The sequence below is a fragment of the Sphingobium sp. JS3065 genome (assembly GCF_026427355.1).
In the GTDB taxonomy this organism is placed as follows: domain Bacteria; phylum Pseudomonadota; class Alphaproteobacteria; order Sphingomonadales; family Sphingomonadaceae; genus Sphingobium.
Map to the genome: position 1 here is coordinate 2,403,777 of NZ_CP102664.1, position 22,497 is coordinate 2,426,273.

Sequence of the window (22,497 nt, forward strand, 5' to 3'; positions counted from 1 at the left end):
CCTTCACTTCAGCCTCATCTACTTCAACCACTGCGTCGCGGCGAACCAGCCGCTGATCCCGGCCGCCATGGCGCCGCAGACCCCGACCACGCCCCAAAAGGCCCAGGGTTCATGGGCATAGGGAATCCCGTCGACATTCATGCCCAGCAGGCCGGTCACAAAGGTCAGCGGCAGGAAAACCAGCGCCACCACCGAAATGATCAGCGCCTGCCGGTTCATCTGCTCGGCGCGCAGGTCGGTCAGCTCTTCATGGGCGAGCGCGGATCGCTCGCGCACCGCCTCCAGTTCCTCGGCCATGCGGGCGCAGCGGTCGGCGGCTTCCTGAAGGTGCAGCCGGTCGTCAGGCTCCAGCCAGGGCGCGTCGGCGGCGGACAATCTTTCCAGCGCCTGCCGCTGCGGCGCGATGAAGCGGCGATAGCTGATCGCCGTCGCACGGATTTCCGACACGCGGCGGCGGGCCTCGGTCGGGCCATGTTCAGTTAGCGCGCTTTCGATCTCGTCCAGGCCATCGCCCAGATCGGCGACTTCGGGGTCCAGCGCTTCGGTGATCTGCTGCGCGAAGGCGGCGATCAGGTCGCCCGGATCGCGGATCTTGCCCGCCAGCATCTGCGCCGTCACCGGCTCCATCGCGGCGAGCGGACGATAGCTGACGGAGATGACCCGCGCCTGTTCGGCCCACAGGCGGATCGACACGAGTGGATCGCCCACCCCGTCCTCCTCCGCGCCCAGCCCGCGCAGGTTCACCAGCGCGCCATGCGCCATCAGCGTGCAGCGCGGCCGGGTTTCCTGCGCCAACAGGGCGGACAGCGCGGCTTCGGGCATATGATCGCAGCGGAGCGCCACGGCGCGGGCATCCTCCCGCCAGCCATCGGCATGGACCCAACTGAACGGGGCATCCTCTGTCCGCGTGCAAAAAGCGTCCAGCGAGATTTCATGCGCCTCGCCGCCGTCGATGAGGAAGACCCGGCTTATGGCGCGATCTCCAGCCAGAGCGACAAGCCCGCGCCCGGTTGATCGGGCGGCCTGTTCGCCGCAATGCGCACAGCGTCGGCGCGGGCGCGGTCGAGGATCGCCGCAGGCACATCGGGCATGTGGTAGAGGCGATCCGCTTCGCCCAGCAGGCGCGCGGCGCGCAGGGTGAGGTCGTCGGGATCGGCTGAGAGCAGTCTTATCCTTTCCAGCCGATCGGCCTGCGCATCGGCGCCTTGGGCCAGCCAGTCCGGCACGGCATCGGCCGCCTTGTCCGACAGCGGGTCGATCACGCAACCAGCCGCCAGCCCGGCATCGATCGCCCGCCGCCGCGCCGCCGCGTCGGGCCAGCGCGCCCGGATCGCGCCCCGCGCATCATGCAGCGCCGTCGCCAGCGTGCCTAACCGCGCCGGCAGCAAAGCCTCTATCCGTTGCCGAAGCGCCTTGGCCAGTCCCGCCGACGCGCCGCCCGTGCCGATGGCGATCAGCACCGGATCGCGGTCGACAATCGCTGGCAGGGTGAAATCGCACAGGTCCGGCCGGTCGGTGGCGTTCACCAATATGCCCCGCGCCCGAAGCCGGGCCACCGCCGCCTCGTCGCCATCCGACACGATGGCGAGCGCGGCCTCTTCCGCCTCGCCCACGACATGCGCGCCGGCCCGTTCGAGCAGACGGCGCTTGGCTTCCGCCGCCTCGCCCTTGCCGGTCAGGATGACGGCCCGCCCGTGCAGCCGCAGGAAGACGGGCAGGCTTTGCATCAGTCCTGCACGCCCTCTGATGCTATCCAGGCCGGAATATTGTCGCCCTGGATCAGCGTCTCGATAGGCGGACGGGCGCGGACCACGGCCCATTTGTCGCCGGACACCAGCACTTCTGGGGTCAGGGCGCGGCTGTTATAGGTGCTCGCCATCGTCGCGCCATAGGCGCCCGCGGTCATGAAGGCGACCAGATCGCCCGCGCCCACCACATCCATGTCGCGATGCATGGCGAAGGTGTCGCCCGTCTCGCACACCGGCCCCACCACATTGGCGGCGGCCCGCTCGCCGCTCGGCTGGACGGCGCGGATGTCGTGCCAGGCATCGTAGAGGCTGGGGCGCAGCAGGTCGTTCATCGCCGCGTCCACGATCACGAACGGGGCCTGCGCGCCCTGCTTCACCCGCACCACCTGCGACAGCAGCACGCCCGCATTGCCGACGATCAGACGCCCCGGTTCGAACATCAGGCGGACGTTCCAGCCCTGCGTGATCCGCGTCACCATCGCGCCATAGTCGGCGGGGCTGGGCGGCAGGGGCTGCGAGGGATCATAGGGCACGCCCAGGCCGCCACCCAGGTCGGCGGTGCGGATGTCATGACCTTCACCGCGCAGCTTTTCGATCAGCGCGCCGACCTTGACGAAGGCGGCTTCCAGCGGGGTCAGGTCGGTGAGCTGGCTGCCGATATGCACCGCCACGCCCTGCACATCCAAACCCGGCAGGTCGCGGGCGGCGGCATAGCTGGCCAGCGCCCGGTCATAGGGAATGCCGAACTTGTTTTCCGACTTGCCGGTCGAAATCTTCGCATGGGTGCCCGCATCGACATCGGGATTGATGCGATAGGCGACCGGCGCCTTCCTGCCCATGGAGAGCGCAACCTCGGACAGCATCTCCGCTTCCGGTTCGCTTTCCAGATTGAACTGGTAGATGCCCTTTTCCAGCGCGATGCGCATCTCAGCCGCCGTCTTGCCGACGCCGGAAAAGACGATGCGGTCCGCGGGAATGCCCGCCGCGATGGCGCGCAGCAATTCGCCCGCCGACACCACGTCCGCGCCCAGACCCTGTCTTCCCAGCGTAGCCAGCACGGCGGCGTTGGGATTGGCCTTCACCGCGAAGGCGATCAGCGGATCGGCAAGCTGCGACAGGCCTTCGCGGAACACGCCGACATGGCGGGTCAGGGTCGCGGTCGAATAGATATAGACGGGCGTGCCGACCTGCGCGGCGATTTCCGCCATCGGCACCTGCTCCACCAGCATCGCGCCATCGACATAGGTAAAATGGTCCAAGTTCAGTCTATCCTAAAATTCTCAGCGCCGAAATCTAGCGGGGATCGCTCTCGGGCGGCAGGTCGAACGGATCGTCGCCCCGCACCCTCGATTGGGTCAGCAGTTCGACATTTCGTTCCGGCCGCGCCTGAACCGTGGGCGTGGTGAGTTGCGCGGCGGTCGGCGCCGTCGCCGCGCCCACCGGCACGGCGGGCAGCTTCTGGCCCGCCACCGGCTTCAACGGCTGGCGACCGCCGCAGGACGCCAAGGCCAGCGCAAGCGCGGCGAGCGCACATCCCCTGGCGATCCGTGCCGTCATCACTTGTCCTGCCCTTTCGCGTTCTTCCGAGCGTCGGCGATCCGCGCCCGCACCTGATCGGGCGCGGTGCCGCCATGGCTCTTGCGGCTGGCGACCGAGGCGTCGACCGTCAGCACCGCATAGATACGCTCATCGATCCGCGCATCAATGGCCTTGAGCGTTTCCAGCGGCAGATCGGCCAACTGCACGCCCGCCGCCTCCGCCGCCGCGACGGCGCGGCCGGTGATATGATGCGCCTCGCGGAAGGGCACGTCGCCCTCGCGCACCAGCCAGTCGGCCAGGTCCGTGGCGGTGGCGAAGCCGCTTTCCGCCAGCCCGCGCATCCGGTCGGTGCGGAACGTCACCGTCTCGATCATGCCCGTCATCGCCGCGATGGACAGGCCCAGCAGGTCATGCGCCTCGAACACCGGCGGCTTGTCGTCCTGCATGTCCTTCGAATAAGCGAGCGGCAGGCCCTTCATCGTCACGCAAAGCGCGTTCATGCAGCCCATGATCCGCCCGGCATGGCCGCGCACCAGTTCGGCGGCGTCGGGATTGCGCTTTTGCGGCATGATGGAACTGCCAGTCGAATAGGCGTCGGGCAGCTTGACGAAGCCAAAGGGCTGGCTCGCCCAGATGATGAACTCTTCCGCCAGGCGCGAGAGGTGCAGGCTGCACTGGGTCGCGGCCATCAGGTAATCGAGCGCGAAGTCTCGGTCCGACACGCTGTCCAGGCTGTTGTCGGTCGGCTTGGCGAAGCCGAGCGCCGCCGCCGTCGCATGCCGATCGATGGGAAATCCGGTCCCGGCCAGCGCCGCCGCGCCCAGCGGGCATTCGTTCGCCCGCTCGCGCGCATCGGCAAAACGGCTGCGGTCGCGGCGGACCATCTCATAATAGGCCATCAGATGATGACCCAAAGTCACCGGCTGCGCGGACTGGAGATGGGTGAAGCCCGGCATCACCGTATCGGCATGTTCCTCGGCACGGGTCAGCAGCATCGCCTGCAGGCCTTCCAGCCCCGCCTCGACCTCATCGATGGCGTCCCGCACCCAGAGGCGGAAGTCGGTCGCCACCTGGTCGTTGCGCGAGCGTGCCGTATGCAGCCGCCCCGCCGCCGGACCGATCAGTTCGGCCAACCGCGACTCCGTGACCATGTGGATGTCTTCCAGGTCCAGGTTCACCGGCACGCCATCGGCTTCATATTCGGCGGCGATGCGGGTCAGCCCCTCGGTAATCGCCTGCGCGTCCTCGCCATCGACGATGCCCTGCTTGGCCAGCATCGCGACATGGGCCTTCGATCCGGCGATATCCTGTTTCCACAGGCGCTTGTCGAAGGGGATCGAGGCATTTATCTCCCGCATGACCGAAGCCGGACCGGCCGCGAAGCGTCCGCCCCACATGCTGTTGGAGCTTTTACCCGTGCGATCTTCCCCGTTCCGATCTTTACCTTGCGTGATGACACTGCTCCTGCTGGCTGGCCTTGGCGCGTGCGATAAGCAATCCCCGCCCGCCGGGCAAGGGCCGAACGCCATCAGCGGAGAGGCGACCGGCCCCGCGCAGAGCGGCGCTCCGGGCAAGGGCGGCGAATTCAGCTATACGCTGGACAGGTCGAAGGCCGGCGCCCCCGCGCCCGACTTCACCTTCCAGAACCCGGACGGCAGCGATGCGAAGCTGAGCGATTTTACGGGCAAGCCGATGCTGGTCAATCTCTGGGCGACATGGTGCGCGCCCTGCGTGGCGGAGATGCCGACGCTGGACGCGGTGGCGGCGGATTATGGAAAGAAGGGCCTGGCCGTCCTCACCATCTCGCAGGACAATCAGGGCGAAACAGTGATCAAGCCCTTTTTCGAAAAGCATCCGCTGCCGCATCTGAAGGGGTGGATCGACCCGGAAAACCAGTTCGGCTTCCATTACAATACGGGTATGCTGCCGACGACCGTCATCTATGACGCGCAGGGCAAGGAAATGGTCCGCGTGATCGGCGCGATGGACTGGGCCAGCAAGGAAGGACGCGCGCTGATAGAGGCGGCGCTGAAAAGTTGATCCCTGATCCCACCCCATTCGTCATGCTGAGCTGAATTGATATATAACGAATCTATATCAAAAATCCGCCATGCGCGTTTCTTGCAAAATGCGCATGGCCAGATGCGTCCTTATCAATTGTCAACCCGCCTCGCAGCATAGCAATATCGTCTGATTTTCTTCCTAAAACAGCGCGGAAATATTTCATTTCCTTTAATTTTTTGTGCGGCGCAGTAGAGGTTGAACTCAAATTGTTCGTTGACCCCCTTGTCAAAGATAAAATGCAACAGGGGGCATAGATGACAAGATTGACCGCTCTTAAACTTTCACTTGCGCTGGCCTCGTCCTGGTCGGCCTGCGCGATGGCCCAGGAAGCGCAATCGCCGCAGGGCGATGACGGCGGCGCCATCATCGTCACCGGCACCCGCGCCGTCGGCATGCAGGCGGCCGAAAGCGCCGCGCCCGTCCAGGTGTTCAGCGAGGAAGCGCTGAGCCATGTCGGCCAGCCGAATCTCAACCAGGCGTTGACCCAGATGGTCCCGTCCTTCACTGCCCAGACGCAGGGCACCGACATGTCGAATTTCTCGCTGTCGGCCCGCCTGCGCGGCCTCAGCCCCAACCACGCGCTGGTCATGGTCAACGGCAAGCGCCGCCATGGTTCGGCTATCCTTCAGGTGATCGCCGGCCCGTTCCAGGGTTCGGCAGCGCCCAGCATCGACCTGATCCCGCCGGACGCGGTATCACGCATCGAAGTGCTGCAGGACGGCGCGGCCGCCGTTTATGGCACGGACGCGATCGCGGGCGCCATCAACCTGATCCTCAAGGACCAGACGGAGGGCGGCTCGTTCAAGGTGACGGGCGGCCAATATTATAACAGCGAGGGCGAACTTTTCTCCGCTTCCGGCAATGTCGGCTTCAAGCTGGGCGAAGACGGCTATTTCAACTTGACCGGTTTCCATCGCCGCCAGAGCTATACCTCGACCGGCACCGGTCAGGTCACCATGGCCGACATCAACGGCAACCCCTATGTCAACAGCGCGGGCACCTATCCCGGCCAGTTCGGATCGACCAACAATTATTACGATCCCGCCTGGGCCGATCTGGACCTCAACGGCATCAATGGCGGCCAGGCCAAATCGCAGCTCAACCTGTTGTTCTACAATATGGGCTATGATTTTGGCGGCATCGAACTCTACAGCTTCGGCGACGTGTCCCGGCGCGTGGGCTATGCGAAGCAGGGATATCGCCCGCCCAACCGCATCTGCGGCAGCGCGACCGACCTGACGACCTGCTTCGGCGATACGGGCACCTTCGGCATGGTCCCCCAGCAAAAGGTGGAGCAGAAGGAATACAGCTTGACCATCGGGGTTAAGGGCGAGGCATCGGGCTGGAACTATGACGTCAGCACGACCTACGGATCGGACCAGAACAAGATCTGGACCATAGGTTCCGCTCACCGCGCGCTCTGGATCGAATCCTACCTGCGTTCCATCCAGCCCGGCTCAACCGAAACGCCCAGCACGATCACCGACGCTTATGACGGCGGATTCAAACTGAGCCAGTTGACCAACACGCTGGACATCCGCAAGGAATTCGACGTCGGCATGGCAGAACCGCTGACCCTCGCCTTCGGCGGCGAATATCGCCGCGACACGTACGAGATCGTGGCGGGCGACTACGCTTCCACCTACAAGGAAGGCGTTCAGTCCTTCCCCGGATACAAGGATGTCGATGCCGGCAAGCATAGCCGCAGCTCCAAGGCAGCGTACATCAACCTGATCGTCTCGCCGGTCGATGGCTGGACGGTCGACCTCGCCGGCCGGTACGAGGATTACACCGATTTCGGCGATACGAAGATCGGCAAGATCACCACGCGCTACGACTTCTCGGATGCCTTCGCGATCCGCGGTACGGCGAGCACCGGTTTCCGCGCACCGACATTGGCTGAATCTTTCTATTCGACCGTGAATGTCGGCCCGACCAGCGCCGTCCTCCAGCTTCCGGCAGGTTCGCCCGCCGCGACGCTGCTGGGCTTCAATTCGCTGCGGCCTGAAAAATCAACCAACTTCTCGGCCGGCATCGTTCTGCGGCCGGTTCCGAAACTGGCGATCACGATCGACGGCTATTATATCAAGATCAAGGATCGCATCTCCGCCACCGCATCGCTACCCGCCATCCAGGGTGGCCAGCCAGTGCCGGGCGCACAGAATATCCTGGCCGCCATCGCTTCCACCGGGCTGGTGCTCGACACCGGGCTGCAGACGCTGGGCGTGGCCAGCTTCACCAATCTGATCGACACGGAGACCTACGGCGTCGACTTCGCCGCCCATTATCCGGTGGCGCTCGATTTCGGCAAGCTCGACCTGTCGCTCAATGCCAACTACAACAAGACGAAGATCACGGACAACAAGAACCCGGCACTGTTCAGCGCCCAGTCCGAAAGCTATATCGAGGACGCTTCGCCGGAATATAAGATCGTTGCAGGCCTGAATTTCTCCAGCGGCCCCTTCTCCGCGAATCTGCGCCAGACCTTCTACGGCAAGACCAGCATCCTCGTCCGGTCGGCCCTGACCGCCGCGGCAATGAACGGCCAGCCGCTTGAACGCGATGGCGTGGTCAAGGCGACGGGCATCACCGATCTGGAACTGGGCTATGACTTCACCGATTTCGTGACGTTCTCTATCGGCGCGAACAACCTGTTCGACAAGCGCCCGGAAAAGCCCAAGCTGCTGAGCGGCGTTACCGTCCTTCCCGGCCAGTCGCCCTATGAAAATGGTTCGACGGCCTGGAACGGCTATTATGGCCATGGCGCCTACGGCTCGGCGGGCGGCTATTACTACGCCCGTCTCGACTTCAAGTTCTAAAGCGTCACGAAGGGGGGCCGGTCCGGAAACGGACCGGCCCTTTTCGCATCGGGGAAACATGCGCATGAAGAAATGGCTTGTCCTGTTCCTGGCTTTCAGCGCCGCGCCATCGGTGGCGCAACAGCCGCTGCCCTTCTCCCCCGCCGTGCGCGCAGGCGATATTCTCTATCTTTCCGGCCAGATCGGGCAGGCGCCCGCCGGCATGGACCCGCATAAGGAAGGCTTCGACGCCGCCGTCCGTTCCTCCATGGATTCGATCGGCAGGATATTGAAGGATAATGGCCTGGATTTCGGCCATGTCGTCAAATGCACGGTGATGCTGGACGATATGGCGGACTGGCCCCGCTTCAACGACGTGTATGTCGGCTATTTCCAGGGCAAGCGGCTGCCCGCCCGCAGCGCGTTCGGCGCCGACGGCCTGGCAAGGGGCGCGCCGCTGGAAATCGAGTGCATCGCGAGCTTCAAATAGGCGAAGGCCGTCCGGCCCCCGCTGGGAAGAAGGTGCTGGGGTCATGGCGGGAAATGGTTGACATCATCCGGATTCCGCCATTCCACTCCCACTTCCCCAACTCCCCATAGCGCGCTAAAGCCTTCCCCATGATCCTCGTCATCGACAATTACGACAGCTTCACCTGGAACCTGGTCCATTATCTCATGGAACTGGGCGCGCAGGTGGAGGTCGTCCGCAACGACGCCATTTCCGCGGGCCAGGCGCTTTCCACCGGCGCGCAGGCGTTCCTGCTCTCCCCCGGCCCCTGCACCCCCAATGAGGCGGGCGTCAGCCTGGACCTGGTCGCCGCCTGCGCGGATGCGGGCGCGCCGCTGCTGGGCGTGTGCCTGGGCCACCAGTCGATCGGCCAGCATTTCGGCGGAAAGGTCGTGCGCGGCGGCCTGATGCACGGCAAGACTTCCCCCGTCAGCCATGACGGCACCGGCCTGTTCGAAGGACTGCCTTCGCCCTTCACCGCCACCCGCTACCACTCGCTGATCGTGGAGAATATTCCCGACACCCTCATCGTCAACGCCACCAGCGAGGACGGCTCCGTCATGGGCTTCCGCCACCGCGACCTGCCGATCCATTCGGTCCAGTTCCACCCGGAAAGCATCGCCACCGAACATGGCCATGACATGCTGGCGAATTTCATGCGGATCGCGGGCATCCCCGTTCAGCAGCGCGTGGCGGCCTGAGGGCCTGAGGCGCTTTTTCCTGTCTTGCAACCCCGCCCACTCGACTCCGGCGCCATCCCATGATTAAGGCAGCGTCGATGACACGCCTGCCCGATCCCGCTACTCCGCTCGACGCGCAACAGGCCGCCACGGCCTTCGACCTGCTGTTCGATGCCGACCTGCCCGAAGGGGAGATCGCCAGCTTCCTCGTCACCATGGCCCGGCGCGGCGAGACGGCCACGGAAATCGCCGCCGCCGCCCGTGCCATGCGCGCCCGCACGATCCCGGTCGCTGCTCCGCCCGGCGCGATAGACGTATGCGGCACGGGCGGAGACGGCCACCACACCCTTAACGTGTCGACTGCCGTATCCCTGGTGGTTGCCGCCGCAGGCGTGCCCGTCGCCAAGCATGGCAACCGCGCCGCCTCCTCCAAGGCAGGGGCAGCCGACACGCTCGAAGCGCTCGGCCTCGATCTCGACCGCGCCGCGCAAACCGCCGAAGCGACGCTGGCCGACCTTGGCATCTGCTTCCTCTTCGCGCAAAATTATCACCCCGCGCTCAAACGCCTGGGTCCGATCCGCAAGGCGATCGGCGAACGCACCATCTTCAACCTGATGGGTCCGCTCGCCAATCCGGCGGGGGTGCGCCGTCAACTGGTCGGCATCGCCCGCCCCGACTATGTCCCCGTCTATGCGGAGGCGATAGCGGAACTCGGCGTCGACCATGCCTTGATCGTGTCCGGTGACGAGGGGCTGGACGAATTGTCGCTGGCAGGGGGCAATGAACTGGCGGAAGTGAAAGGCGACCGGCTGGTCGCCATGCGTCGACTGACCGCCGCCGAACTCGGCCTATCCACCCACCCGGTCGAAGCGATCAAGGGCGGCGATCCCGCCTATAACGCCGCCGCCCTGCGCGCCCTGCTGCAAGGCGAAGCGGGGCCTTACCGGGACGCGGTGCTGCTGAACGCCGCCGCCGCCCTTGTCGTCGCGGACGCCGTATCCGATTTCCGCGAAGGGGTGGAGGAAGCCGCCGAAACCATCGACCGGGGCCTTGCCAACGCGCTCCTCAATTGCTGGATTGCCTACCCATGACCAACAAGCTGATCGAAATCTGCGATGTGAAGCGGGAGGAAGTCGCCCGCCGCAAGGCCGCGATCACCGTTTCCACGCTGCACGCCCGCGCCGCCGAGCAGACGCCCCCGCGCGGCTTCCGCAAGGCGCTGGACGATGCCGCCCGCTCCGGCTTCGGCCTGATCGCGGAGGTCAAGAAGGCCAGCCCGTCCAGGGGCCTGATCCGCCCGGATTTCGACCCGCCCGCCCATGCGCAGGCCTATGCCGCCGGGGGCGCGGCCTGCCTGTCGGTGCTGACCGACGAACCCTATTTCCAGGGCCATGACGATTATCTGATGGCCGCCCGTTCCGCCTGCGCCCTGCCGGTGCTGCGCAAGGATTTCATCGTCGATCCGTGGCAGGTGCTGGAAAGCCGCTCGCTGGGCGCGGACGCGATCCTGATCATCGTCGCCGCGCTGGACGACGATCAGATGGCGGAAATAGAGGACGCGGCCCTTGGCCTGGGCATGGACGCGCTGGTCGAAGTGCATGACGCGCAGGAACTGGAACGGGCGATGAAGCTGCGCTCCCGCCTGATCGGCGTCAACAATCGCGACCTGCGCGACTTCACCGTGGACTTCGCCCGCACCTATGAACTGGTCGAGCGGGCGCCGGAAGGCTGCACCTTCGTCGCGGAAAGCGGCATCGGCGGCCATGACGACCTGATCGCCATGTCGAACCATGGCGTGCGCTGCTTCCTGGTCGGGGAAACGCTGATGAAACAGGCCGATGTCGAAGCGGCCACCCGCAATCTGCTGACAGGGCGATGAGCAGGCTCACCCATCTGGACGATGACGGTTCGGCCCATATGGTCGACGTCTCGGCCAAGGCGGTGACGGCGCGTCAGGCCGTCGCCACCGGCCGCATCGGCATGAGCGCGGAAGCCGCCGCCGCCATCGCGCAGGGGCTGGTGAAGAAGGGCGATGTGCTGGCCGTCGCCCGCGTGGCCGGGATCATGGCCGCCAAGCGGACCGCCGACCTGATCCCGCTTTGCCATCCGATCGCGCTCAGTTCCGTCAGCATCGACCTCGATCTGGACGAGGGCGGCGTCACCGTCACCGCCACCGCGAAAACGGCGGGCCAGACAGGTGTCGAGATGGAGGCGCTCACCGCCGCGACGGTGGCGCTGCTGACCGTCTACGACATGGCGAAGGCGCTCGACAAGGGCATGATCATCGGCGACGTGCGCCTGCTCGCCAAGACCGGCGGCAAGTCCGGCGACTGGACCGCGGGGAACCGGACCGGCGGGGACGGGCAAGCGGCATGAGCCTGCTCCCCGTCGCGGAAGCGCAAAGCCGCCTGATGGCGCTCGCGACGCCGCTGCCGACGGAGCATGTGGCCGTTGCCGCCTGCGCCGGTCGCTGGCTGACCGAAGATATCGCCGCCCTGCGCGACCAGCCCTGGGCCGATCTGTCGGCGATGGACGGCTATGCGATCCGCGCAAGCGAATGGCCTGGGCCATGGCGGGTCGCCGCCGAAAGCGCGGCGGGCGGGCCGCTTCCTCCGCCCCTGGCCCCCGGTGAAGCCTGCCGCATCTTCACGGGCGCTCCCCTGCCCCAGGGCGCGGACAGCGTCCTGATCCAGGAGGATGCGGCGCGGGACGAAACGCTCCTGCGGGGATTGGGCGGCGCGCTGGCGCTCGGCCGCAATGTCCGCGCCGCCGCCTCGGACTTCCACAAGGGCGGCCTTCTTTTGAAGAGGGGCGCTGCGCTCGGCCCCGCGCAGATCGCCCTTGCCGTGCTGGGCGGCCATGGCGCCTTGCCCGTCGCCCGGCGCGCGCGCATCGCCCTGATTTCCACCGGCAACGAACTGGTCCCGCCCGGCGCGCCTGCCGTGGAGGGCCAGCTTCCCTCCTCCAACGCCCCCATGCTGGCCGCGCTGCTGGGCAGCCTGCCCTGCGACGTCATCGACCTGGGGATCGTGCCCGACGATCTCGACAACGTGACCCAGGCCTTCGCCCGCGCCGGGCAGGCCGACATCATCGTGTCGACCGGCGGCGCGTCGGTGGGGGATCATGACATCGTCCGCCCGGCCTTCGCCCGCGCGGGTGGCTCGCTCGATTTCTGGAAGATCCGCATGCGCCCCGGCAAGCCGCTCATGGCAGGCACGCTGGGGTCCGCCATCTTCCTGGGCCTGCCCGGCAATCCCGTGTCGGCCTTCGTCACCGCGACGCTGTTCCTGCTGCCGTTGGTCCGCCACTTGATGGGCGCCGCATCGCCCCTGCCCCGCACGGCGCCAGCAACCCTCTCCGCTCCCCTTCCCGCCACCGGAGAACGGGATGACTATCTGCGCGCCTTCCGCACCGAAGCGGGCGTCGTTTCGGTAACCTCGCAGGACAGCGCCGCCACGGCCGCCCTGGCGATGGCCGACTGTCTCATCTTGCGCGCCGCCGGTTCAACCGCCGCCCAGGCCGGCGCTTCCGTCACGGTCCTGCCCCTTACATAAGGAAAGGGGCCGCGAAGCGACCCCTTCCAGTGCAGTCCTGTTGAAGCGGCTGCATTCAGATCATGTCCTGAACGACGGCCAACCCTTTTCAGCGCTGCTGCTTATCGGGCGCCTTGTCCTTGCGGCTTTCGTCGCCCATCTGACCCTGGCGATTTTCCTGCTGCTGCTGACGTCCGCCCTGGCTGGAGCGGTCGCCGCCCTGCTGATCGCGGCGTTGACCGCCGCCCTGATTATTCTGGTTGGGCATCTTACTCTCCTATTCGCCTTCTTCCAGGAAGGCAGTCGTGTAAACGGCCCGCTCGCCGCCGCGTTCCCGCAAATGCGGCGAACCGTTAGGCGCTTGACTTACCCCTGTCCGTTTCCTATGCGTTCTCCATCCGTTCTAAAGAGGGTAAGGCGAGATGTTGACACCCAAGCAACAGGAATTGCTGAGCTTCATTCAGACCCGGCTGGAGGAGGGAGGCGTCTCCCCTTCTTTCGAGGAGATGAAGGAAGCGCTGGATTTGCGGTCCAAATCCGGCATTCACCGCCTGATCAACGCATTGGAGGAACGCGGCTTCATCCGCCGCCTGCCCAATCGCGCCCGCGCGCTGGAAGTGCTCAAGCTGCCCGACGCCATGCATCGCGCGCCCAAGCCCGTCGCGCCTGCCACCACGGCCCTGGCGACCGGGTCGGCGATAAGCAAGCCGCCGGTCGCCGCCAATGACATAGTGGAGATTCCGCTGCACGGCCGCATCGCCGCGGGCGTGCCGATAGAGGCGCTGGAGGGGCAGAATATGCTCTCCGTGCCCGCCGCCCTGCTGGGCACCGGGGATCATTATGCGCTGGAAGTGGCGGGGGATTCCATGGTCGAAGCGGGCATACTCGACGGCGACTTCGCCCTCATCCAACGGACCGACGTGGCGAGGGAGGGGCAGATCGTGGTCGCGCTGATCGACGAGAATGAGGCTACGCTCAAATATTTCCGGCGGGAGGGGCAGAAGGTTCGGCTCGATCCCGCCAATGGCGCCTATGAACCGCAAATCTACGATCCCCGGCAGGTCCGCATACAGGGCAAGCTGGCCGGATTGCTGCGGCGCTATAACTGACGTCCGGGGAATCGGCGCGGCCGGGTCGCGGGCCGCGCCACCCAGGGATGCTCGTCATTCCAGGCCTTCACCCGCCTTATGCCGCCATGGTCGAGATCGATCGCAAGGCCGCCGGTCGAGGCCAGGGACTGTCGATCGACCTTCAGCCAGCGGGGGCGGCAGAAACCCGGCAAGCGCCGGTCGCTGACGACGATGTCGGAGCGCGCGCAATCCCGCGTCAATATCCCATTGTCGATCCGCATGCCGCTCCGCGTCAGCAACAGGTTCCAGTTCCGGCCCCCGCCCGTCAGACGGACAGCGCAGAGATCGGCAGAACAGCGCGCTTGCGGCAGCGCCGCCATCGCCTCCAGCGCGCCGTCATAACCGACACTCTCCATCATGGCGTCGCGCACATAGCGGCCCGCCCGTTCACGCAGCATCGCCATGCCGCCATTCGCGGTGCGGACCGCGACGTGGCGACCGTCCCCGCTTATCAGGATGGAAGGCACGGAGCTTGTCAGCACCATCGCCACCCCGGCCGTCACCGGCATCAGCCCCGCCCAGCGCCACCGGCTTCGCCACAACAGGCAACACAGCATGCCCAACAGGATCAGGCCGAACGCCAGCCCCGATTGCGCGGGAGCCAGAACCACCGCCCAGGGGCTGGACGCCACCCCATGCGCGACCAGCAGCAACAGGTCCAGCGCCCGCGCCGTGAGCCACCAGAAGGGCGCGCCCCATCCGCCCAGGTCCAACAGCAAAGCCGTCGCCTCCAGCGGCATGACGACCAGGGTGGTCAGCGGTATGGCCACCAGATTGGCGACAGCCCCCAGCACGCCCGCCTTGTGAAAATGAAAAAGCGCGATCGGCGCCAGCACCAGTTCGACGGCCAACCCGGTCGCCAGCATGCCGACAAGATTGCGCGCCACCCGGCGCCACATCGCCTCGTCCCGCGCCGACAGGAAAGCGCGGAAGCGGGGATGCTCCCCCAGCGACACCAGGGCGACCACGGCGGCGAAGCTCATCTGGAAACTCGGCCCCACCAGCGCTTCGGGCCAGAGCAGCAGCACCGCCAGCGCCCCCGCCGCCACCAGCCTGAGCGTGATCGCATCCCGCCCCATCGCCAGCCCGCCCAGCACCAGCATGGCGGCGACGCAGGACCGCACGGTCGGCACTTCCGCCCCGGTCAGCAGCGTATAGCCAATGCCCGCCAAAGCGCCGCCGCACGCCGCGACCAGCATCAACGGCCAATCGAGCGCCGCCCGCCGGCTGAGCGCCATCACCCGCATCGACAGGAAAATCACCGCCGCGATCAACGCCGTGACGTGCAGCCCGCTGATCGACAGCAGATGGGCAAGCCCGCTCCGCCGCATCGCCGCGGCATCGGCTTCGGCGATCGCCCCCTGATCCCCAGTCGCCAGAGCGGCGGCGATGCCGGCCCCCTGTCCCGGCGCCCGTTCCAATATATGCGCGAACAGCCGCGCCCGCAGCGGCGGTTCCGCCGTCGCTGGCCGCAGGACGGAAATGGGCCGCAGGGCGCGCCCGGTCGCGCCGATCCCGTCGAAATAGGCGCGCCGCGCAAAATCATAGCCACCCGGCAGGCTTGGCGGCGCGGGCGGCATCAGCCTCGCCCGGAAACGGATGATCGCCCCATCCCCCACGCCCGCCGGGGCAATCGCGTCGTCAAGATTGATGCGTATCAGGGACGGCAGCGCAGGCATGCCGACAGGACGCACCAGCACGCGACTCATCTGCCGCGCAGGCAGCCTGTCGACCGACCGGACCTCCCCCGTCAGTTCGACAAAGGCCGCATGAGGCAAGGGCGGCGCCCCCCACATCATCGCTTTCGCCCAGACCAGCAGGCACCCCGCGCAGGCCAAGAGGCTGCCCGCCAGAATCGCCCGGCGCACCCGTCCACCGGGCGGCAGGACAAGCGCGCCGCACGCCGCCGCCAGCATGGCGCAACAAAAGGCAAGCCATTCCAACCTGTTGGGCAGGACGAACCAGGCCGCGATGCCCGTCCCCAAAGCGACCGGAACCCAAAGCGGCAGCCGCTCCCGCTCTTCCTCCAGCCAAAGTTCCAGGCCGCGCCAAAGCCGTCCCGCTCCCGCCCGGACGGAAGTGACATCGGAGGTTTGTCGTGGCTCGAAAGCCATGCTAGGGGGCGACGCGATCATGAATGGGCCAAGTGGAATCGGGGCGAATGTCAGGGAATGAAGCGGTGAGCGCCACGGGTTCGAACAAACAGGTAGTAACCCGTTTTGCGCCCTCGCCTACCGGTTTTCTGCATATCGGCGGCGCGCGCACCGCGCTTTTCAACTGGCTGTTCGCGCGCCATCATGGCGGCAGGTTCCTGCTGCGGATCGAGGATACCGACCGCGCCCGCTCCACGGAGGAAGCCGTGGCCGCCATTTTCGACGGCCTCGATTGGCTGGGCCTGGGCGGCGACGAACCCGCCGTCTTCCAGTTCGAGCGCACCCCGCGCCATGCCGAAGTGGCGAACCAGTTGCTGGCGGGCGGCCATGCCTATCGCTGCTATGCGACACCGGAGGAACTGGCCGAATTGCGCGAACAGCAGCGCGCCGCCAGACAACCGATGCGCTATGACGGACGCTGGCGCGACCGCGATCCCTCCGAAGCGCCCGAAGGCGCGCCCTTCGTCATCCGCCTGAAAGCGCCCCGTGAAGGCGAAACCGTCATAGAGGACGCCGTGCAGGGCCGCGTCGTCGTCCAGAATGCGGAGCTGGACGACATGATCCTGCTGCGCTCCGACGGCACGCCCACCTATATGCTGGCCGTGGTGGTCGACGATCATGACATGGGCGTCACCCACGTCATTCGCGGCGACGACCATCTCAACAACGCCTTCCGCCAGCTAGGCATCATAAGGGCGATGAATTGGGAAGAACCCGTCTACGCCCATATCCCGCTGATCCACGGGTCGGACGGGGCCAAGCTGTCCAAGCGGCACGGCGCGCTGGGCGTCGATGCCTATCGCGACGAAATGGGGATGCTGCCCGAAGCGGTGCTCAACTATCTGTTGCGTCTGGGCTGGGGCCATGGCGATGAGGAGATCATCTCCCGCGACCGGGCCGTCGAACTGTTCGACATAGCGGGCGTCGGCCGCTCGCCTTCGCGCTTCGACATCAAGAAGCTGGAAAATCTGAACGGCCATTATCTGCGCGAAGCCGACGATGCGCGCCTGGCAGCGCTGGTCGCGCCCCGGATCGCGGCAAGGCTGGGCATCGCATTGCCCGATGGCGGCGAGAAACTGCTGACCGACGCCATGGCTTCGCTGAAGCCCCGCGCCAGGACGCTTAACGAAATTGCCGAAGGCGCGGAGTATTTGTTCAAAAATTGCCCGCTCGATTTTGACGAGAAGGCCCTTGCTCTGCTAGACGACTCCGCGCGTGCGCTGCTGGGACAGACAGCCGACGCTCTTGCACCCATCCAGTCCTGGACGGTCGAAGCGATCGAGGAAGCAATACGCCACGTGGCAGAGGATGCCGGCCTCGGGCTTGGAAAGGTCGCGCAGCCGTTGCGCGCGGCGTTGACCGGACGCGCGGTTTCGCCGGGAATTTTCGACGTCCTTTTCCTTCTGGGGAAGGCGGAGAGCTTGGAACGATTGGCCGCTGTGAGGCACGCACCGGCCAATTAAAGTATCAGGAGAACAGCATGTCGGATAACAATGCCACTTTGAGCGTCGGGGGTGAGGCCAAGGATTATGCCATTCTGAACGGCACGGTTGGCCCGCAGGTCATCGACGTTCGCAAGCTCTACGCCAACACCGGCATGTTCACCTACGATCCCGGCTTCACGTCGACCGCAAGCTGCGATTCGGGCCTGACCTATATCGATGGCGACAAGGGCGTGCTGCTGCACCGCGGCTATCCCATCGACCAGCTTGCCGAACAGTCCAGCTTCATGGAGGTCAGCTACCTCCTGCTCAACGGCGAACTGCCGTCGAAGAAGGATTTGGAGGATTTCACCCGTACCATCACGCGCCACACCATGGTGAACGAACAGCTCACCACATTCTACCGCGGTTTCCGCCGCGACGCGCACCCGATGGCGATCATGTGCGGCGTTGTCGGCGCGCTGTCGGCCTTCTACCATGATTCGACCGACATCAACGATCCGGAGCAGCGCAGGATCGCCAGCCACCGCCTGATCGCCAAGATGCCGACGATCGCGGCCATGGCGTATAAATATTCGGTGGGTCAGCCCTTCGTCTATCCGCGCAACGACCTCAGCTACACCGCCAACTTCCTGAACATGACCTTCTCCGTCCCGGCGGAAGAATATGTCATCGATCCGGTCGTGGTGGACGCGATGGACAAGATCTTCACCCTCCACGCCGACCATGAACAGAACGCATCGACCTCGACCGTGCGTCTGGCCGGTTCTTCGGGCGCCAACCCCTTCGCCTGCATCGCGGCGGGCATCGCCTGCCTGTGGGGTCCGGCGCATGGCGGCGCGAACGAAGCCGCGCTCAACATGCTGCGTGAGATCGGCACCGTCGACCGCATTCCGGAATATATCGCCCGCGCCAAGAACAAGGACGATCCGTTCCGCCTGATGGGCTTTGGCCACCGCGTCTACAAGAATTACGATCCGCGCGCGACCGTCATGCAGAAGACCGCGAAGGACGTCCTGGCCAAGCTGGGCGTCAGCGACCCCATCTTCGACGTGGCGAAGGAACTGGAGCAGATCGCGCTCAACGATCCCTATTTCATCGAGAAGAAGCTCTACCCGAATGTCGACTTCTATTCGGGCGTGATCCTGTCGGCCATCGGTTTCCCGACCGAGATGTTCACCGTGCTCTTCGCGCTCGCCCGTACCGTCGGCTGGGTCGCGCAGTGGAACGAAATGATTTCCGACCCAGCGCAGAAGATCGGCCGTCCGCGCCAGCTTTACACCGGTCCCGCGCAGCGCGACTATGTGCCGGTCGAAAAGCGCTAAACGGCGCTGACAGCGAAAAAACGGAAACGGCGCCCATCGGGCGCCGTTTTTGTTTCAGCCGAACATAGGCGGATCACGCTCTGCCATGTCTGCCCCGGAGCGGCAAAGAGCCCCCTCAGCTCTTGGTGCATTCCCCGTCGCGCTTGCCGGTGACGTCATGGGTGGTGCGCAGGACGGGGCTTCCGCCCTCCGTCTTGGTCATGGTGCTGCCCAAAGTCAGCGTGTCGGCGGTGAAATTGCCCTCCAGCACGATTTCGGAGGTGCCCTTGCCCGAAGTACAGGCGAGCGTCGCGATCAACCGGCCCTTGCGGATCAGCTTGTCCTTATAGGTGCAGTCCTTGCCCTCTGCCCCCGCGAGCGCGTTCGCGTCGGGCACGCCCGCCGCATCCACGGCGATGCAGATCTTTTCCTCGCTGACCTGCTTCAACGCGACCTGATATTCGGCCGGGGTGACGGTGGGGGTGTTGTATCCGGTGGTCTTTCGGGTGAGCGTCCATTCGCCCGCCTTCATGACGATGGGCGCTTCGGCGGTTTCGGGTGCGGGTTCCGGCTTGCCGCCACAGGCCGCCAAGCCGAGAGCGAGCGGCAACGCCGCCAGCGCAACTTTCTGCATATCCTCTCCCCTGTTCTCGCTGGTTCACGCATTTTGCGAGCCGCCGGCCGTTTCCTGCCGACTTCAAAATGCTTTGGCGGAACCGGGAGACGCTCGCGCCAAGTCTCGAAAAGCGCAAGAGGAATTTCTCATCGCACCGGAGGATGCCATGGCTCGCAGAACCGGCGCGCCGGGCCTGCGCTCATTTCGCCGCGCAGGCCGTGCCGATCCACTTGCCGCTGGTCCTGGCCTTCATGCTCATGTTCATGCCGTTGGGCGCGCCGCTCATCTTCATGTCCATGTTCATCTGATAGCTTTCGGGCGCATAATCGCCGGACATGACGGCGTTCATCGTGCCGCCCTGCGACTTGCAGCTTATCTCCCCCTTCACCGACCCGCCGCTGGCGTCGAAGCCCTTGTAGGTGCAGTCCTTATTCTCCTGGCCGGAGAACATCTTGCCGCTGGGGTTGGCCGCTTCTTCCGGCGAGACGCAATATTTGATCGAGGTGCGGCTCATCATCTTCTTCATCTGCTCTTTCATCTGATCGCCGCCGCCCGGCATGTTGGGCATGTCGATGTCGATCAGTTCATAAGTGCCCTCCCACTGGCCGGGCTTGAGCTGGACCTTCTGCACCTCTTGCCTGACTTCTTCCTTGGTCTGGGGCTGGCCAGACGGCTTGTCGCCGCAAGACCCCAACAGAATTGCCGTTCCCATCAGGCCCCACATGGTTTTGCGCATGGCTTATCCTCCCTGTTGCGCCCCGCTTGAGGCGGGACCATATCAAGGGACGATGACAATTCAAATCCGCACTACATTGGACGAGCCGGAGACCGGCGAAGGCTTCGTCCCACACCGCCCCGCGCGCCCGGAAAAGAGCGAGGGCGGGCGGCCGTTCAAGCTGGTTTCCGACTATGAACCGTCGGGCGACCAGCCGACCGCCATCGCCGAACTGGTGGATACGGCGCTCCAGGGCGAGAAGGACCAGGTGCTGCTGGGCGTCACCGGTTCGGGCAAGACCTTCACCATGGCGAAGGTGATCGAGGCTTTGCAGCGGCCTGCCCTCGTGCTGGCGCCGAACAAGATATTGGCGGCGCAGCTTTATGGCGAGTTCAAGAACTTCTTCCCCGAAAACGCCGTCGAATATTTCGTCAGCTATTACGACTATTACCAGCCCGAAGCCTATGTGGCGCGGTCGGACACCTATATCGAGAAGGAGTCCAGCGTAAACGAGGCGATCGACCGGATGCGCCACTCGGCCACCCGCGCCTTGCTGGAGCGGGACGATGTGATCATCGTGGCGTCCGTGTCCTGCCTGTACGGCATCGGATCGGTCGAGACTTATTCGGCCATGACCTTCGCGATGAAGAAGGGCCAGATCGAGGACCAGCGGGATATCATCCGCAAGCTGGTGGCGTTGCAGTACAAGCGCAACGACGCCGCCTTCGCGCGCGGGAATTTCCGGGTGAAGGGGGATAATCTGGAGATATTCCCCTCTCACTATGAGGATACGGCGTGGCGGGTCAGCTTCTTCGGCAATGAGATCGAGGAGATTGTCGAATTCGATCCGCTGACGGGGAAGAAGATCGCTTCATTGGACTATGTGAAGGTCTTTCCCAATTCGCACCATGTGACGCCGGGGCCGACGTTGAAGCAGGCAATGGAGGCGATCCGTTTCGAACTGGCGGAGCGGCTGAAGGAACTGACCGGCGAGGGCAAGCTGCTGGAGGCGCAGCGGCTGGAGCAGCGGACCAATTTCGACCTGGAAATGATCGCGGCGACCGGAAGCTGCGCGGGGATCGAAAATTATTCGCGCTTCCTCACCGGGCGTCTGCCGGGCGAGCCGCCGCCGACTTTGTTCGAATATCTGCCGGAAAATGCGCTGCTGTTCGTGGACGAAAGCCACCAGACCGTGCCGCAGATCGGGGCGATGGCGCGGGGCGACCATCGGCGGAAGATCACGCTGGCCGAATATGGATTCCGCCTGCCGAGTTGCATCGACAACCGGCCTTTGCGCTTTAACGAGTGGGACGCGATGCGGCCGCAGACGGTGTCGGTTTCGGCGACGCCCGGCCCGTGGGAGATGGAGCAGACGGGGGGCGTATTTTCCGAGCAGGTCATCCGCCCCACGGGCCTCATCGACCCGCCGGTCGAGATCAAGCCGGTCGAGGATCAGGTGGACGACCTGATCAACGAATGCCGCAAGGTCACCGCGCAGGGCTATCGCACGCTCGTCACGACGCTGACCAAGCGGATGGCCGAAGACCTGACCGAGTTCATGCATGAGGCGGGCATCAAGGTCCGCTACATGCATTCGGATGTCGAGACGCTGGAGCGTATCGAGTTGATCCGCGACTTGCGGCTGGGCGTCTATGACGTGCTGATCGGCATCAACCTGCTGCGCGAGGGGCTGGATATTCCCGAATGCGGGCTGGTGGCGATATTGGATGCGGACAAGGAGGGTTTCCTGCGGTCCGAAACCTCGCTGATCCAGACGATCGGGCGGGCGGCGCGCAATGTCGAGGGGCGCGTGATCCTCTATGCCGACCGGGTGACGGGCAGCATGGAGCGGGCGCTGGGCGAAACGTCGCGGCGGCGCGAGAAGCAGATGGAATATAATGCCGCGCATGGCATCACCCCGACCACCATCAAGCGCAATATCGGCGACATCATCGCCCATGTCGCGTCGAAGGATCAGGTGACGGTGGAAACGGGGCTGGAGGATCGGCCGCATCTCGTCGGCCATAATCTGCGCGCCTATATCGAGGATCTGGAGAAGAAGATGCGCGCCGCGGCGGCGGACCTGGAGTTCGAGGAAGCCGGGCGGATCCGCGATGAAATCCGGAAGCTGGAGGCGGAGGAGCTTGGGCTGCCCGCCGATCAGCAGGTGGCGGCGCCGAGGGGACGGGCTACGGAGGGGAAGCCGGGGACGCGCAAGCTGCGCTACGGGAAGGTGCAGAAGAAATTCGGGCGGTAGCGGATGGGTG

At 65.3% G+C, this 22,497-nt stretch carries 21 protein-coding genes; 12 read left to right on the forward strand and 9 right to left on the reverse strand.

The window, feature by feature from the left end:
* Nucleotides 1-18: 18 nt before the first annotated feature.
* Genes NUH86_RS11695 through argH form a run of 5 tightly spaced genes read right to left on the reverse strand, consistent with a single transcriptional unit; the run spans nucleotide 19 to nucleotide 4,684 of the window.
* Nucleotides 19-972, reverse strand: a complete 954-nt coding sequence (locus NUH86_RS11695) for a zinc transporter ZntB (protein WP_267252120.1) — start codon at nucleotides 970-972, stop codon at nucleotides 19-21.
* Complete coding sequence (locus NUH86_RS11700) at nucleotides 969-1,727, reverse strand: precorrin-2 dehydrogenase/sirohydrochlorin ferrochelatase family protein (RefSeq protein ID WP_267249666.1); 759 nt, start codon at nucleotides 1,725-1,727, stop codon at nucleotides 969-971. The genes NUH86_RS11695 and NUH86_RS11700 overlap by 4 nt, the downstream gene beginning before the upstream one ends.
* Entirely contained in the window at nucleotides 1,727-3,007 is a 1,281-nt protein-coding gene (gene lysA, locus NUH86_RS11705) for a diaminopimelate decarboxylase (RefSeq protein ID WP_267249667.1), read from the reverse strand. Before lysA ends, NUH86_RS11700 begins: the two co-directional genes overlap by 1 nt.
* Nucleotides 3,008-3,041: 34 nt before the next feature.
* The gene (locus tag NUH86_RS11710; protein WP_267249668.1) at nucleotides 3,042-3,305 is read right to left on the reverse strand and encodes a hypothetical protein; all 264 of its coding nucleotides are present in this window, start codon (nucleotides 3,303-3,305) and stop codon (nucleotides 3,042-3,044) included.
* Nucleotides 3,305-4,684, reverse strand: coding sequence for an argininosuccinate lyase (gene argH / locus NUH86_RS11715; protein ID WP_267249669.1), 1,380 nt, complete (start codon nucleotides 4,682-4,684; stop codon nucleotides 3,305-3,307). Before argH ends, NUH86_RS11710 begins: the two co-directional genes overlap by 1 nt.
* A 55-nt stretch (nucleotides 4,685-4,739) precedes the next feature.
* Between argH and NUH86_RS11720 the strand changes: the two genes are divergently transcribed.
* The 8 genes from NUH86_RS11720 to NUH86_RS11755 all read left to right on the forward strand — a co-directional run bounded on the left by NUH86_RS11720 (nucleotide 4,740) and on the right by NUH86_RS11755 (nucleotide 12,891).
* Entirely contained in the window at nucleotides 4,740-5,327 is a 588-nt protein-coding gene (locus NUH86_RS11720) for a TlpA family protein disulfide reductase (RefSeq protein ID WP_267249670.1), read from the forward strand.
* 278 nt (nucleotides 5,328-5,605) lie between these two features.
* Nucleotides 5,606-8,170 carry a TonB-dependent receptor plug domain-containing protein gene (locus NUH86_RS11725; RefSeq protein WP_267249671.1) on the forward strand — a complete coding sequence of 855 codons (2,565 nt, stop codon included), beginning with the start codon at nucleotides 5,606-5,608 and terminating at the stop codon, nucleotides 8,168-8,170.
* Between the two features lie 64 nt (nucleotides 8,171-8,234).
* Nucleotides 8,235-8,639, forward strand: a complete 405-nt coding sequence (locus NUH86_RS11730; protein WP_267249672.1) for a RidA family protein — start codon at nucleotides 8,235-8,237, stop codon at nucleotides 8,637-8,639.
* Between the two features lie 128 nt (nucleotides 8,640-8,767).
* On the forward strand, nucleotides 8,768-9,358 hold the full coding sequence (locus NUH86_RS11735) for an anthranilate synthase component II (RefSeq protein ID WP_267249673.1): 591 nt from the start codon (nucleotides 8,768-8,770) through the stop codon (nucleotides 9,356-9,358).
* Between the two features lie 77 nt (nucleotides 9,359-9,435).
* Entirely contained in the window at nucleotides 9,436-10,428 is a 993-nt protein-coding gene (gene trpD / locus NUH86_RS11740; protein WP_267249674.1) for an anthranilate phosphoribosyltransferase, read from the forward strand.
* Entirely contained in the window at nucleotides 10,425-11,216 is a 792-nt protein-coding gene (gene trpC / locus NUH86_RS11745; protein ID WP_267249675.1) for an indole-3-glycerol phosphate synthase TrpC, read from the forward strand. The genes trpD and trpC overlap by 4 nt, the downstream gene beginning before the upstream one ends.
* Nucleotides 11,213-11,713 (forward strand): cyclic pyranopterin monophosphate synthase MoaC, encoded by a 501-nt coding sequence (moaC, locus tag NUH86_RS11750; RefSeq protein WP_267249676.1) that lies wholly within the window; start codon nucleotides 11,213-11,215, stop codon nucleotides 11,711-11,713. The genes trpC and moaC overlap by 4 nt, the downstream gene beginning before the upstream one ends.
* Complete coding sequence (locus NUH86_RS11755; RefSeq protein ID WP_267249677.1) at nucleotides 11,710-12,891, forward strand: molybdopterin molybdotransferase MoeA; 1,182 nt, start codon at nucleotides 11,710-11,712, stop codon at nucleotides 12,889-12,891. The genes moaC and NUH86_RS11755 overlap by 4 nt, the downstream gene beginning before the upstream one ends.
* 88 nt (nucleotides 12,892-12,979) lie before the next feature.
* Here NUH86_RS11755 and NUH86_RS11760 read toward each other — a convergent pair whose 3' ends face one another.
* The gene (locus NUH86_RS11760) at nucleotides 12,980-13,138 is read right to left on the reverse strand and encodes a hypothetical protein (RefSeq protein WP_267249678.1); all 159 of its coding nucleotides are present in this window, start codon (nucleotides 13,136-13,138) and stop codon (nucleotides 12,980-12,982) included.
* Between the two features lie 154 nt (nucleotides 13,139-13,292).
* Here NUH86_RS11760 and lexA point away from each other — a divergent pair, with 154 nt between their 5' ends.
* A complete protein-coding gene (lexA, locus tag NUH86_RS11765) occupies nucleotides 13,293-13,979 on the forward strand; it encodes a transcriptional repressor LexA (RefSeq protein ID WP_267249679.1) in 687 nt (228 codons plus the stop codon).
* On the opposite strand, the gene NUH86_RS11770 is transcribed toward lexA, so the two are convergent.
* Entirely contained in the window at nucleotides 13,970-16,114 is a 2,145-nt protein-coding gene (locus tag NUH86_RS11770) for a ComEC/Rec2 family competence protein (protein WP_416365367.1), read from the reverse strand. The two genes, lexA and NUH86_RS11770, sit on opposite strands and share 10 nt — an antisense overlap.
* Before the next feature lie 47 nt (nucleotides 16,115-16,161).
* Here NUH86_RS11770 and gltX point away from each other — a divergent pair, with 47 nt between their 5' ends.
* Both gltX and NUH86_RS11780 read left to right on the forward strand, forming a co-directional pair.
* Nucleotides 16,162-17,616 (forward strand): glutamate--tRNA ligase, encoded by a 1,455-nt coding sequence (gene gltX / locus NUH86_RS11775; protein ID WP_267249681.1) that lies wholly within the window; start codon nucleotides 16,162-16,164, stop codon nucleotides 17,614-17,616.
* Nucleotides 17,617-17,633: 17 nt separating this feature from the next.
* A complete protein-coding gene (locus NUH86_RS11780; RefSeq protein WP_267249682.1) occupies nucleotides 17,634-18,920 on the forward strand; it encodes a citrate synthase in 1,287 nt (428 codons plus the stop codon).
* A gap of 115 nt (nucleotides 18,921-19,035) precedes the next feature.
* Here NUH86_RS11780 and NUH86_RS11785 read toward each other — a convergent pair whose 3' ends face one another.
* Nucleotides 19,036-19,533 carry a DUF3617 domain-containing protein gene (locus NUH86_RS11785; RefSeq protein ID WP_267249683.1) on the reverse strand — a complete coding sequence of 166 codons (498 nt, stop codon included), beginning with the start codon at nucleotides 19,531-19,533 and terminating at the stop codon, nucleotides 19,036-19,038.
* A 181-nt stretch (nucleotides 19,534-19,714) separates the two neighbouring features.
* On the reverse strand, nucleotides 19,715-20,251 hold the full coding sequence (locus NUH86_RS11790) for a DUF3617 domain-containing protein (RefSeq protein WP_267249684.1): 537 nt from the start codon (nucleotides 20,249-20,251) through the stop codon (nucleotides 19,715-19,717).
* 52 nt (nucleotides 20,252-20,303) lie between these two features.
* On the opposite strand from NUH86_RS11790, the gene uvrB reads away from it, so the two are divergent.
* A complete protein-coding gene (gene uvrB / locus NUH86_RS11795) occupies nucleotides 20,304-22,487 on the forward strand; it encodes an excinuclease ABC subunit UvrB (RefSeq protein WP_267249685.1) in 2,184 nt (727 codons plus the stop codon).
* Nucleotides 22,488-22,497: the final 10 nt, after the last annotated feature.

What these genes read in the sequence shown, in the direction of transcription:
- NUH86_RS11700 (WP_267249666.1), bottom strand. Translation starts at nt 1,727, where the DNA reads ATGCAAAGCCTGCCCGTCTTCCTGCGGCTGCACGGGCGGGCCGTCATC.
- NUH86_RS11710 (WP_267249668.1), bottom strand. Translation starts at nt 3,305, where the DNA reads ATGACGGCACGGATCGCCAGGGGATGTGCGCTCGCCGCGCTTGCGCTG.
- argH (WP_267249669.1), bottom strand. Translation starts at nt 4,684, where the DNA reads ATGTGGGGCGGACGCTTCGCGGCCGGTCCGGCTTCGGTCATGCGGGAG.
- NUH86_RS11720 (WP_267249670.1), top strand. Translation starts at nt 4,740, where the DNA reads ATGACACTGCTCCTGCTGGCTGGCCTTGGCGCGTGCGATAAGCAATCC.
- NUH86_RS11725 (WP_267249671.1), top strand. Translation starts at nt 5,606, where the DNA reads ATGACAAGATTGACCGCTCTTAAACTTTCACTTGCGCTGGCCTCGTCC.
- NUH86_RS11730 (WP_267249672.1), top strand. Translation starts at nt 8,235, where the DNA reads ATGAAGAAATGGCTTGTCCTGTTCCTGGCTTTCAGCGCCGCGCCATCG.
- NUH86_RS11735 (WP_267249673.1), top strand. Translation starts at nt 8,768, where the DNA reads ATGATCCTCGTCATCGACAATTACGACAGCTTCACCTGGAACCTGGTC.
- trpD (WP_267249674.1), top strand. Translation starts at nt 9,436, where the DNA reads ATGACACGCCTGCCCGATCCCGCTACTCCGCTCGACGCGCAACAGGCC.
- trpC (WP_267249675.1), top strand. Translation starts at nt 10,425, where the DNA reads ATGACCAACAAGCTGATCGAAATCTGCGATGTGAAGCGGGAGGAAGTC.
- moaC (WP_267249676.1), top strand. Translation starts at nt 11,213, where the DNA reads ATGAGCAGGCTCACCCATCTGGACGATGACGGTTCGGCCCATATGGTC.
- NUH86_RS11755 (WP_267249677.1), top strand. Translation starts at nt 11,710, where the DNA reads ATGAGCCTGCTCCCCGTCGCGGAAGCGCAAAGCCGCCTGATGGCGCTC.
- NUH86_RS11760 (WP_267249678.1), bottom strand. Translation starts at nt 13,138, where the DNA reads ATGCCCAACCAGAATAATCAGGGCGGCGGTCAACGCCGCGATCAGCAG.
- lexA (WP_267249679.1), top strand. Translation starts at nt 13,293, where the DNA reads ATGTTGACACCCAAGCAACAGGAATTGCTGAGCTTCATTCAGACCCGG.
- NUH86_RS11770 (WP_416365367.1), bottom strand. Translation starts at nt 16,114, where the DNA reads ATGGCTTTCGAGCCACGACAAACCTCCGATGTCACTTCCGTCCGGGCG.
- gltX (WP_267249681.1), top strand. Translation starts at nt 16,162, where the DNA reads ATGTCAGGGAATGAAGCGGTGAGCGCCACGGGTTCGAACAAACAGGTA.
- NUH86_RS11780 (WP_267249682.1), top strand. Translation starts at nt 17,634, where the DNA reads ATGTCGGATAACAATGCCACTTTGAGCGTCGGGGGTGAGGCCAAGGAT.
- NUH86_RS11785 (WP_267249683.1), bottom strand. Translation starts at nt 19,533, where the DNA reads ATGCAGAAAGTTGCGCTGGCGGCGTTGCCGCTCGCTCTCGGCTTGGCG.
- NUH86_RS11790 (WP_267249684.1), bottom strand. Translation starts at nt 20,251, where the DNA reads ATGCGCAAAACCATGTGGGGCCTGATGGGAACGGCAATTCTGTTGGGG.
- uvrB (WP_267249685.1), top strand. Translation starts at nt 20,304, where the DNA reads ATGACAATTCAAATCCGCACTACATTGGACGAGCCGGAGACCGGCGAA.